Genomic DNA, 11,073 nt, shown 5'->3' on the forward strand with positions numbered 1-11,073 from the left:
ACTCGATGCGATACGCCGGTTTGTTCTTCATACCAGTTCAGCAGTGACTTCCTGTTGACATCACATGCTCGCGTGCGTTCACTCAGAGTGGGGGTGGGGACACATGGCGATCAAAGCCGAGCCCGGACGTTTCAGCGATGGTAGGAATATCGACCAAGAGGCCCACCTGTCCCCGACCGGCGACTTTGCGGTCCGGCGTGAACCAACCGTCGATAAGTTCTCTGGCATCGTTCCCGCAGACACCGGTTCTTCTCGTTCCCACAGGAAGTCGGTACGCACCCTCTTCGCCTGGCTGATCCCAACCGGCTCCCACCGGCCTTCGCAGATCGACGTGATCTACGGCGCCGCCCCCGCTGTCCCTGTTCCGGGCAGATGGTTCTGCGGCATTGCGGAGAGGAGCCTGCAGTGGATGGCATTGCGTTCCTGACCGCGCTAGCCGCTCATCGCGATCCGAACGCCGAGGTCGCTGGGCTCGATTCGGGGACGCTGCGATTCGTGATCGAGTACGCGTCCGAGGTCGATGTCGCGGACAAGGTCGAGGAGATCCGATCGGTGATCGGCATCGACGATTTTCAGTTCTTCCCGTTGTTCGACGAACCCAGTACCGACGTCGAGTTGGGTGAGTTCTACGTGCTTCAGTTTCCTGGACTCGAACGCACTGTCGACCACCGCACGCTGTTCTCGATCGCGCACGAGTTGCGGGCAGTGCTGAGAGCCGTCACCGTGGAACCGGACCTCGGCAGCGAGTTCTACCAGGAACCGGCTCCGCCCGACGCCGCCCCCGAGGGGTTGCTCAAAGACCTGTTCCACGGCAGGTGTTTCGTCGCCGGCGGCCCGCCTGCCGACCGTCGTTGGGCGCTCGACCGCGCGGGCGTCCTCCGCGCATTCGATGCGAGCTCAGCCAGGGGCGCTGGCATCCGGATCGCGCAGCCCGACACCGGAGTGACCCGGCACACCGAGTTGTCCGAGGTTGTGATCGCCGACGGCTTCAACGTGCTCAAGGGCACGCCGGATCCGACCGATCCACTCTCGGGCGGGGGCAATCCCGGTCACGGGACCGGGACCGCCAGCGTCATGACGAGTGGGCCGAGCGGTCAGGTGCTCGGTCCCGCGCCGGCGGCAACCCTGGTGCCGATCCGCTGCGTCGAGTCGGTGATCCTGACCTTCGACGGCGGAGCCGTCGCCAAGGCCATCGACCACGCTCGGCTGCGTGGCTGCCACGTCGTGACGATGAGCCTCGGCGGAACCCCGAGCCGCGCCGTGAAGAAGGCCGTCAAACGTGCGATCCAGTCCGATCTGATCGTGCTCGCCGCGGCGGGGAACTGCATCGAGATGGTCGTCTATCCGGCCAGGTACGACGAGGTCATCGCTGTCGCCGCGAGCAATGCCGCCGACCGCCCGTGGCGCGGATCGTGTCGCGGGCGTGCGGTCGACATCACCGCGCCGGGCGAGAAGGTGTGGAAGGCGATCGCCGGGCCGAGCGGCACCGACGTCGGGGGTGGGCAGGGCACGTCGTTCGCGGTGGCGATCACCGCCGGCGTGGCCGCACTGTGGCTGTCGCACCACGGCCGGCAGAAGGTGAAGGATGCGGCGATCCGGCGGCAGATGTCGGTGCACGCGCTTTTCCGTGACGTGCTGACCCGATCTGCCCGCGCCCCCGCGGGATGGAAGAAGAGTGAGTTCGGTGCCGGTGTCATCGATGCCGAGGCACTACTGCAGCGGACGCTCGAGGGTCCGATCGTTCCCGCGCCAGAGGGCGCGCCCGGAGGTGCCGCGTCCGACACGTTGGGCTTGCTGAACGAAGCACTGGGGCCGATCGAGGCGAGCGGATTGGCCGACGTGGCCTCGCAGCCTCAGTTCCAGCTTGAGCTCAGCTCGCTCGTGTTCGAGGACGCTCGGGTCGGTGTCGACCCATCGGACGAGGTCGGCGCTGAAACGGGCATGACCCGGCAGGCGATCAGTCCGCAACTCGAAGCGGCACTCGGCGTGCGCGCACCGGTGCTGGGCAGCCGGCAGGCCTTCACGTCGGCGCCGCCGTCATTGCGCGCCGACCACATCCCGTCCCCCGATCCGGTCGTGCTCGTCGCAGGCCGCCACAGCGCGCTCGAAGCAGCCGTCGGCATCACTCCCGAGGCCGCCCGCGAGTCGTTGCGCGCGGACTCCGATGCACGGCTGGGGGCGCTCGAAGCGCGGGTCGCGCGCGTTCGGGCCAACGCTGAGAAGCCAGAGCGGGAAGCCATGACGCCGCTGCACGACCAGCTGCTCCGCGACACTGAGGTCGTGCTCGAGCGACTGCGGGAGGGTGCACCAATCCCGAACGACGCTGGCTCGCTGACCGCGCTCGAGGCGCTCGTGCAGCTCGAGGGGCGACCGGCGCTCCGTCTGAGTGACGACGGGGTCGACCCGAACGACCCGGAACTCGGCGAATGGCAGGGAGCTGTCGTGCTTCATCCCACGTTCGCCGAGTTGCAGCGGTCGGTCGGCCGAATCGACGCGACACCAGGGGTGCACGCGGGCACCGGATTCGTCGTCGGTCCCGGACTCGTGATGACGAATCGGCACGTGCTCGAGACGCTCGCGTTCCCGACTCCGAGCCGTTCGAACCCTGCCGCGTGGATCCTGATCGGCGAGCCGGTCGTCAACTTCTCTCCGTCGGGAATCGATGCGACGCGAAGCTTCCGGGTTCTCGACGTCGCTTTCAGCGGTCCGGATCCGATCGATGGCCGAATAGACCTGGCTCACCTCGACCTCGCCCTTCTGCGCGTCGAGGAGACGAACCGGGAGGGTGCGGAGCTGCCGCCTGCTCTCGAACTGGCCGCTCAGGCGATTGCCGTCGGCGCCGCCAAGCTGTTCGTCGTCGGGTACCCGGCGTTGCCGACCCTGTTACCCAGCGACGAGAACGGCAAGCGGCGGATGGACGTGGTCCGCCGGCTGCGCGAGATCTACGCCATGAAGTACGGCGTGAGGTACCTCAGCCCCGGACTCGTCCTGACGTCATCGGGGGCGGTGTCCGACAGCCCCAAGCACTGGGTGTTCACCCACGACGCGACCTCGCTCGGTGGGAACAGCGGGTCCTGCGTGCTGTCGTTCGACCACAACCTCGACGTCGCCGGGCTGCACTTCGCGGGTGATTGGCTGCGGGCAAACTACGCCCATGCGATCGACGAAGTCCGGTCCGTGATCTCGGAGTTCGTGCCGTGAGTTCACCTGACGCCCCGGTCCCCGAGCTTCCCGACCTCCGGGATCTGGCGTCGCGGATCGCCCGCACGCGCAGCGACTTCGGGCGGGTCTACGACGAGGTCCGGGGGGTGGTGCCGACCTCGCGTCCGTTCATCGTCGTCAGCCTCGGCGCCACCAGTGATCGGGTCGCGTTCGAACGGGCCCTCCGGCTGGCCGACGAGGAGGGCTGGTTCACCCAGCTCGCCGAGCGGCTCATCCACGACGGCTTCTTTCCAGACAAGTCGGCCACCGTCACCGATCTACAGGCGCTGCTCAGCGTGGCGCTGGGCTTTCCCGACGCATCCGTGGTCGAGAGAGGAGGCCTGCGAGCGAGAGCGCGTCTGTGCAGAGTCGAGGTCGCGAACGACAGCAATGCCGAAGCGGTGACCGGCACAGGTTTCCTGATCGGCCCGAGCACAGTACTGACCGCGTTCCACGTGATCGCCAGTCTCGTGGACGACCAGACCCGTACGCCGAAGCCAGGCTCCGAGCGCCGGCTCCGCGTGCGCTTCGACCATGCCACGGGCCGGAAGGTGTCTGCCGACCCGTACAAGGTCCCCGAATCCTGGCTGGTGGCTTCGAGTCCGCCCCACCCCGCCGAGATCTCGACACCTCAACAGATCCCAGAGGTCGTCTCACCGGCCGAGAACGTCGACCTGCGCGGGTTTCTCGATTACGCGGTCATTGTCGTGGCTGGTTCGCCGGGCTCGGAGCGTGGCTACTACAACCTCCAGGAGGCCGTCGAGCCGCAGCCGGACGGCACGATGCACCTGTTCCAGCATCCGATGGGTGTTCAGCAACGGATCACGGTCGGAACGTTCACCGGCTTCCGCGATGCGACCAGCGAGGAGCGCGTCGACCACACCGCCAACGCTGTCAGCGGGTCGTCGGGGGGATTGCTCCTCGACGGCAACTACGCATTGGTCGGACTCCACCAGGGAGCGCACGGTCAGCCGGTCGTCAACACCGCCATCTCGGCGATCGCGATCCGCGACGACCTCGTGGCCCTGGGAGCGAACCTGCTCGACTCGCGCTATCTGCAGGTGTTCAGGGTGGCGGACGGCAGCCGGCCGATTCTCGGACGCTCGAGGTGCCAGGAGTGGGTCCGCCGTACGTCGAAACCACTCATCCGGGTGAAACCGTTCCCCGGGAGCCGAGGGGTCAGCTTCACGCTCGAGATCATGCGGGCCTGCCTGCCCGAAGGCGATCACGTGATCAAGTGCGTGCAGGTACTCGAGCTCGACTCCGACGCGATGCGCACGGCAGCCCTGCTCCTCGGCCGGCTCGGCGCCGACGGCGTCGACCTACCCACCGAGGCCGACGCCAATACCAGCCGCGGCGCATGGCTCGGTCAACTGGTCGCGGCCTTCGGCGCCCGGGTCGAGGCGGCTCACCGTGACCGGACGGTCTGGATGGTCGTCGACGACCTCGAGAAGAAGGGTCACACGATCCCGGACGGGAGCGTTCGCGACTTCCTCTCCGAGCTGTACAAGCAATCGGCAACGTTCAAGAACCTCCATATCGTGCTGCTCGGCATGACCGACTTCCCCAGCGGATTTCCCACCGGATTCGTCGACGACGAAGACATCTCCCCACCGCAGCTGGCGGACATCGTGTCCTACGTACGACTCCGGATGACCGAGCGGGGCATCGACCACTCCAGATCCGAAGCCGTGCGCTTCGCGAGGCTGATCGAGCTCACCAGCGGGGCTGACATCACGTCGCTCAGCGACTACGTCGCGGACAAGGTCGACCGGGTTCTCGCTGCCGCGATCGAGGAGCTGCCGTGACGCTCCCGGCCCAACCCGGACTCGACTCGCTCGACGACCGCGTCAAGCTGACCGCGGCTCTGTCGACCCACTTCGACCCGCTCAAGGTGTTCGGCAACGGCCGACCAGGAGTGATGGACGAACTCGCTGCCGTCTGCGATGAGGTCGAAGTCAACGGCAGCAGTTATCGGCACTGGTCGATGCGGCCGAACGCCAGGCAACACTTGCTGCGGACGATGACCGGCAGACCCGACTTCGCAACGCTGCTCGATGCGATCGCGGTTCCATCGGACGACGCGTTCGCCAGGTACCTTCGCGACGGGCTCCAGGGTGCGGACCTCAACGCGTTGATTCCGCCAGACCCTGTTCCAGCCGGATCGAGCACCACTGGCAACCTCGATCATCTGCTCAGGGCTGCCCGGGTCCTCGAGGGGCTGCCCGGCGTACGGATGTCTGGCGACCTGGAGCGGAGGGTGCGTCGTCAGATCGCCCTGGCGGAGGCCGACAAGGCACTGCAGGCGGTGGCGCCGACGCGACTCGTCGGTCGTGAGCGCGAGTACGCCGCCCTGCTCGAGTACCAGTCGTCCACGCTGACGACCGATCAGGACTGGGTGCCCAGCTTCGTCCTCGTCGGCCCCGGCGGGGTGGGCAAGTCGGCGCTGGTGTCGAAAGTCGTCTCCGATCAGCGCCACCAACCGGGCACGGCCCCGCTGATCTATCTCGACTTCGACCGTGCCACCTTGATCGACGCGACCCCCCTCGACCTCACGTTCGAGTTCACTCGCCAGCTCAGTCTGGCCGAGTTCGCCCTCGAGCGACCGCTGACCGCGTTCCGCGCACAATCCAGGTCGCTGCTCGGCGGGCGGGAGAACCTGAACATCGATATCGGCGGCGGCTCGTCGTCCGGCGCGCTGCGCGAGCTCGGATCGATCCTGTCGGGATGGCCGCGTCGCACGGAGGCAGTCACGATCGTTCTCGACACGTTCGAGGAGGTAGCGATCCGTGGGGTCACCCCCGTGCGCGACGTGCTCCAGTGGGTCGCTGATCTGCGCGACGTGGTCCAGTTGCGGCAGATCCATCTGATCGTGTGCGGGCGCGCCGTCGTTCCGGACGCCCCGCACCTCGCGACCGAGGACATCAGAGCGATGTTCAACATCCAGCGGGAGTGGCCGCTCGAAGACCTCGCCACCGCCGACGCGGTCGAGTTGCTCACCGTGCTTGGCGTCGCACCGATGTCGGCGCCGCGCTTCCCGCCGGTGTTCGGTGGAAACCCGCTCGTCCTCAAGCTGATCCACCGCTTCGTGACCACGAACGGCCCCGACGAGGTCGACCAACTCCTCACCGATGGCCAGAAGGCGCGCCGTGACTCGCCGTCCGGCGAGGTCGGGCTGCGGTTCGTCTACGAGCGAATCCTGAACCGGATCAAGAACCCCAGGGTGCAGGCGCTGGCCTACCCCGGGGTCGTACTGCGGCGCGTCACACCCGAGCTCATCCTCCGGGTTCTCGCCCCGGCCTTCCCAACCCGCCTCGACGTGACGACGCCCGCCGACGCACAAGAAGCATTCACTGAACTGGCCGAGCACGTCTGGCTGGTGAACCGCGTCGCACCCGACACCGTCGTTCATCGTGCGGACGTACGCCGGCTGCTGGTGCCAGGGCTCGAGCACAGCACCGAAGTCGACACCTCGGCGATCCACCGCGCTGCAGCGGCGTACTACACGGTTCCCCGTCCGTCAGTAGCCACCGACATCGCCGAGATCGAAGCCATCTACCACCGAGGGTTCCTCAACGACCTCCCGGACGACCTGTCCACGACCCAGGCCGCCGACGTCGTACGCAAGCTTGCCGGGGATGTGGAGTACTGGCCGGTGTCGGCCCGCGCGCTGGTCAAGTCGCTCGCCGGAAGCCACGAGCAACTCACCGAGGAAGAGGTGGCGTCGCTCGCCGTCGACCAGCAACGCCTCACCCGCGGTGTCCGGCTCGATAAGCACCTCGCCTCGTCCGATGTCGACTCGGCCGAGTTCGAGGAAGCTCAGCTCGAGCTGCTCGGCGACCAGGCCGACGAAACCGGTGCGGTCATCCCGGACTCACGCTGGGGGCTTCTGTTCGACCGCGGTGACTTCGACTTCATGACCGAATCGTCGCGAGTGCTCGGCGCGCTCGACCGGTACTTCACGTCCGACCCGACCCGTACGTCGTCGAGCAGCCAGACGCACGAACACCCGTGGTACATCGCCTTGGCGATCCTGATGGCCGAACGTGATGCGCACCCTCTCTTCTCCCCTGCCGCGCTGGCGGCGCTCGACTACAGCTGGGAGAAGCCTCGACGGTACGGCGCCGCCCTGGCCGCGCTCGCCGGAGATCGGCGCTCCCACACCAGGATCATGAACCGAGTCCGGCGGGAGCTCCCGGGGAGACTCGATCTGCCCCGTGTCGACGACATCCTGGTGTGTCAGGCGGCGGCATCGCGAGGTGATCTCGATGGCCTCAGGATGACATTCCAGACCTTCTCGTACGACCACTTCCGGTTGTCGCACATCGTCGCGATCGCGACCGCCGCCGGCGACCGCGCGCTGGCCGATCGCGTAGCCGAGAAGGCGGAGCAATACGCGATCCGGAGACCGGACACGAGGGAGCTCAACCGCTTCCGCGCGACGCTCGCGAGCACGCAACTCGGCCTCGGTCGCGCGAAGCAGCTGCGAGCGGCTCCCACCACGCTGTCGTTCATGTACGGGTTGATCAGAACGATCGTCGCGCCACTGGACCGGAGTTCGCTCCTCGGCCTGGTCGGCGACCTCGAACAACGATCGGTGTTCTGGCCTGCGGATCTGACGGCCGGCTTGCTCGGCTCGACCCTTCGCACAACGGTCGCACCGCGCGAACTCACTGCGCTGATCGAGACAGCGGACCGTTGCGGGTTGATTGTCGACCTGATCGACGGTGCCTCGGCGAGGGCGAGTACGCGCCTGTCTTTGCAACTCGCGGCGGGGATCCGGCGAATCGAGGGCCTGCTGTTCCCGTTCGCCAAGCCGCGCGCACGGACCTATTGAGCGGGGACCGACAAGGTGGTGACCGATGGACACGTTGACACGCCTCAAGACGAGGAACGCCGCGATCCGGAACCACGACCAGGTTCTGGACGGCGAACTGGCCGAACTCAGGGGTGCGGAGGGTCCAGCACTCGAAGCACCTGACGCCGAGGTCCAGCTCGAGACGATCGTCCTGCGCACCGGTCGTCCGGTGCTGGCGATCAAGCGGGACGAGGCTGAACTGACCTTCGACGACGCCCAGAGCGCCGTCTGGAGATCACGGCTCGCGGCGGCGCGCCCGCACCTGGTACAGGCGGCCCGGGCGGTCGGCAGGATCGAAGTCGAGGGCCACAACCTTGCGTGGCTCGGGACGGGATGGCTCGTCGCACCCGGCACCATCGTGACCAATCGGCACGTGGCCGCCGAGTTCGGTCGCCACAACGGGACGAGGTTCGTGTTCCGGCAGGGCCTGAACGGACAGGCCATGCGCGCCTCGATCGATCTCCTCAAGGAGATCGATCGCGAGGACGACCTGACCTTCGCACTGCGGCAGATTTTGCACATCGAGGAATCCGACGGACCCGATCTCGCTTTCCTACGCGTCGATCAGATCGGTGGCGAGTCGCCGCCGGCACCGATCGCCCTGGCACCGACCTCGCACCCCGAGGACTTTGTGGCGGTGATCGGGTACCCAGCCCGCGACAGCCGGATTCCCGACCGCGACCTGGTGGACCGGATCTTCGGCAACGTGTACGACAAAAAGCGACTCGCGCCGGGTCAGGTTCTCGAGCCGGTGAGCGGCGCCACTCGTCACGATTGCTCGACGCTAGGCGGCAACTCGGGATCGGTCGTGCTGTCTCTGGCCACCGGGGAGGCGGTCGGCCTGCACTTCGCGGGCAGGTTTCTCGAGGCCAACTTCGCCGTCTCGAGCACAGTCGTCGGCCAGCGCCTCGACGACCTGCAGAGTGGACACCCGATGCGACGGCGACCTCCGCACCCGAAGGAGGCCACGCAGCCGGCGCAGATCCAGACGCCGCGCACCGAACGGTCATCGGCAACCTTGACGTATCACCTGCCCGTGTCGATCACGATCGAAGTCGGAGACCGGTACCAGGCGGGCCGCGATCGCACAGCAGGCCGCGCGGTCGGCGTGGGCGACGGGGCCGCTGAGGACGGCGAGACCTTCGTCGAGGCAGCTTCCGAGGACTACCTCAACCGCTTGGGATATGACGCGACGTTCCTCGGCGAGGGTCTAGCGGTGCCACTGCCCGCGGTGACCAGCAACGCCGACGACGTCCTCACCTTCGAGTTCAACGGCCAGGACGAGCAGGTGCTGAAATACGAGCACTTCTCGACGCTGATGAGCGCCGGCCGGCGGCTGTGCCGATTCAGCGCCGTCAACATCGACGGCAACGATCCCAAGAGGTTCGCGCGCGTCGGGTGGCGCCTCGATCCCCGCATCCCGGCACAGGCCCAGATCAAGGCGGAGTGCTACGGCAACCCACCCAAGTTCGCGCGCGGTCACATGACGCGTCGCGAGGACCCGATCTGGGGCCCCGACACTGTGGCGGCGCGGGGCAACGCCGACTCGATGCACGTCACGAACGCCGTACCGCAGATTCAGCCCTTCAACGCCGGGATCTGGCTGGACCTCGAGGACTACGCGCTACAGAACGCGCGGCGCGACGACATGAGGATCTCGGTGTTCACCGGTCCCTTCCTCGCCGACGACGATCCGACGATGTTCGGAGTCCAGGTCCCGGTCGACTTTTGGAAGGTCATCGCGTTCGTCCACGACGAGACGGGCGAGTTGTGTGCCACCGGTTACACCATGTCGCAACGCAACCTTCTCAGTGAAGAAGAGTTTGTCTTCGGCTCGCACGAGACCACGCAGCGGCCGATCAGCTCGATCGAACTGCGGTCCGGGCTTTCGTTCGGGCCGCTCACGGAACTGGACCCGTTCGAGGAGCTTGAAGGGATCGCTCCCCGCCTCACCGACGTGAACCAGATCCAATTCGTTCGACGTCGATAACCTGTGCCGTCAAGAGGCCTCAGACCTGCTACGTCAGCTGGGCCGACATCTCCCCCAGCAACCGGCGCGCGACGATCAACTGCTGGATCCGGGGCGTGCCTTCGAAGATGTCGAGGATCTTGTTGGTACGCACGCGACGACAGGGCCGCAACCCGCCATTCGGCCTCTGACCTGGGGTTTCATTGATCGTCGCTGATGACTCATCGTCGACGTTTGTCAGTGGCCGACGGAGCTGTGACGGAGCAGAGGAGGGCTGCTAGATCTGCTTCGACGCCTCGTACGACCTTGCGTGGGACCAAATGCCGGCGATCTCCGTGCGATGGTTCGCAACTGGGCGTAGTACGACCGATCCTTCACCGGGCTGCTCGCGGAGATCTGAACGATACGTACGCGCCACCGGAGCTGAATTGTCCTATATCGACGCAACTGGGTGGCTGATGTTTCTGTCAGCCCCGTCCCCGCAGTGGTTGACGTGCGTGTCCGAGGAGGAACTCGCCCTTCACCACACGCTTGGATCTCGATGCCTGAGCCCCAGCCACGCACGCGGAATCGGTGCCGTCCCCGGATCGTTTGCCAATCGCTGTTCGAGGTCAGTGAGATTTGCGAAGACGCCCTCAAGGTCGAGGAGTTCCTCGTCCGCACAATGCGCTGCGCCAATCAACGGTCCATGACCGCGCATCCCGACGACGCGCACAACGCGGCACCTGCCGCTGCGGATGTCCAGCGCTCTTCGTTGCAGGATGCCGATGCGCTCTCCAAGCCGCTGGCTTCATCCGCCGCCCCGAGCCCGACCGACGGCGCGCCACGATCATCGAACCCACCGCTGCCAGGCATGCACTCCGCAAAACCGGTCGAAGCCGCCTGGCTCGAACCGGAGGCAGCCACTACCGCCGGCATGCTATCCACCGAACTGGGCGAAATCTTTTCGTCACCTGAAGGCTTTGATGAGCGACTGGCCCAAGGCCTCGCCGCGCCGACGTCATCTCCAGCCTCGAAGTCCTGAGGTCACCCCCCGAACACCTTC

General features: G+C 66.6%; 6 protein-coding genes. All 6 read left to right on the forward strand.

What is annotated here, in order from left to right; genetic code table 11:
- Nucleotides 1–103: 103 nt before the first annotated feature.
- The 6 genes from ACZ6Z4_RS13765 (at nt 104) to ACZ6Z4_RS13790 (ending at nt 11,052) form a co-directional block, all read left to right on the forward strand.
- Nucleotides 104–427, forward strand: a complete 324-nt coding sequence (locus ACZ6Z4_RS13765; RefSeq protein ID WP_465562542.1) for a hypothetical protein — start codon at nt 104–106, stop codon at nt 425–427.
- Nucleotides 406–3,201, forward strand: a complete 2,796-nt coding sequence (locus tag ACZ6Z4_RS13770) for a S8 family serine peptidase (protein ID WP_465562544.1) — start codon at nt 406–408, stop codon at nt 3,199–3,201. The genes ACZ6Z4_RS13765 and ACZ6Z4_RS13770 overlap by 22 nt, the downstream gene beginning before the upstream one ends.
- Nucleotides 3,198–5,009, forward strand: coding sequence for a trypsin-like serine peptidase (locus ACZ6Z4_RS13775; protein WP_465562545.1), 1,812 nt, complete (start codon nt 3,198–3,200; stop codon nt 5,007–5,009). Before ACZ6Z4_RS13770 ends, ACZ6Z4_RS13775 begins: the two co-directional genes overlap by 4 nt.
- The gene (locus ACZ6Z4_RS13780; protein ID WP_465562548.1) at nt 5,006–8,038 is read left to right on the forward strand and encodes an AAA family ATPase; all 3,033 of its coding nucleotides are present in this window, start codon (nt 5,006–5,008) and stop codon (nt 8,036–8,038) included. Before ACZ6Z4_RS13775 ends, ACZ6Z4_RS13780 begins: the two co-directional genes overlap by 4 nt.
- A 25-nt stretch (nt 8,039–8,063) precedes the next feature.
- Complete coding sequence (locus ACZ6Z4_RS13785; RefSeq protein ID WP_465562550.1) at nt 8,064–10,049, forward strand: DNA/RNA non-specific endonuclease; 1,986 nt, start codon at nt 8,064–8,066, stop codon at nt 10,047–10,049.
- 520 nt (nt 10,050–10,569) lie between these two features.
- The gene (locus ACZ6Z4_RS13790) at nt 10,570–11,052 is read left to right on the forward strand and encodes a hypothetical protein (RefSeq protein WP_465562552.1); all 483 of its coding nucleotides are present in this window, start codon (nt 10,570–10,572) and stop codon (nt 11,050–11,052) included.
- The last annotated feature ends 21 nt before the right edge of the window (nt 11,053–11,073 follow it).

The organism is Kribbella sp. NPDC104740 (assembly GCF_055583505.1).